Below are 1461 nucleotides of genomic sequence, written 5' to 3' on the forward strand. Positions count from 1 at the left end.
AACGGGGACCAGACACCTGGAACGCACCCACACCCCCCACGCCCGGCGCTAGACCCACCGACCAGCAGCTACAGCAATTCGCCCAGGACGCACGCCAAGCGCGCGTACCCAGCGGCAACGCCTTCGTAGCTAGTCTTTACGCCGCTGGCTGGAGCGGCCTAGCGGGAGGGGCCACCACCAGGGCCCGGGATGCGTGGAACGCTGCCCCTGCCGTGGCCCCGGTGAAGGTCCCCGCATGGGCGACCCTGCCCCCCCAGCACGGCGACACGCCCACCGACCAGCAACTGCAACAGTTCGCCCATGACGCACGCCAGGCGGGCGTGATCAACGGCAACGTCTTCGCGGCTGATCTTGTCGACGCCGGCTGGAGAGGCCTAGCGGCGGGGTACGCCAGGGCCTGGCAGGCGTGGAACGCGGGCCCGGCGGCCCCGGTGGAGGTCCCCACATGGGCGACCCTACCCCCCGAGCCCGACGACACGCCCACCGGCCAGCAGCTGCAACAGTTCGCTTCTGCCGCGCGCGAGGCAGGCGTACATAGCGGCAGCGTCTTCGCGAATGGTCTGGCCGCCGCCGGCTGGAGAGGCCTAGGGAAGGGGTACGCCAGGGCCCGGGAGGCATGGAACGCTGCCCCGGCGGAAATCCCTACGTGGGTGACCCTGCCCCGCCGGCGCGGCGCTACGCCCACCGACGAGCAGCTGCGGGATTTCGCTCGTGCCGCACGCGAGGCGCGCGTAAGCAGCGGCACCGCCTTCGCGAATGATCTGGCCACCGTCGGCTGGAAGCACCTAGGAAACAGGAACGCCAGGGCCCAGAAGGCGTGGAACGCTTCGGCGGAGGTCCCCACATGGGTGACCTTGCCCTCCTGGCGCGGCGCTAGGCCCACCGACCAGCAGCTGCGGGATTTCGCTCGTGCCGCACGCGAGGCGCGCGTAAGCCACCGCGACGACTTCGTGGCTGGACTGGCCGCCGCGGGCTGGGAGGACCTAGGGAACAGGTCCGCCAGGGCCCGGGAGGCGTGGAACGCTATCCCGGCGGTGGCCCCGGTAGCCCCGGTGAAGGCCCCCGCATGGGCGACCTTGCCCCCCCAGCACGGCGACACACCCACCGACCAGCAGCTGCAGGAGTTCGCTCGTGCCGCACGCCAGGCGCGCGTAAGCGACGGCAAGGTCTTCGAGGCTGGTCTTGCCGCCGCCGGCTGGAGGCGACTAGGGGATCGGTACGCCAGGGCCCGGGAGGCGTGGAACGCTGTCAAGGCGGCGGGCCCGGCGACGGCCCCCGCCCGGGTGACCAGGCCCCCCCAGCACGGCGCCACGCCGACCGACCGGCAGGGCGAGGTCATCATGCCGGACAGGCCGCCGCGTCCGGAAACGGCGTTCAGCCCGCCGACGTTCGACTCACAGCCGTCCGACTCGCATCAGTTCGATCCGCCGTACCGAACGGACGGTATGGCGCCGGTGGATG

The 1461-nt window shown here is 71.9% G+C and carries 1 protein-coding gene; it reads left to right on the top strand.

Features of this window, described 5'->3' with window-relative positions:
• Positions 1 to 221 precede the first annotated feature (221 nt).
• Positions 222 to 1461: hypothetical protein (locus AB0I04_RS55135; RefSeq protein WP_360905075.1), on the top strand; the 1240-nt coding region annotated here is incomplete at its 3' end.

The organism is Actinoallomurus sp. NPDC050550, assembly GCF_040655075.1.
Classification (GTDB): Bacteria; Actinomycetota; Actinomycetes; order Streptosporangiales; family Streptosporangiaceae; genus Actinoallomurus.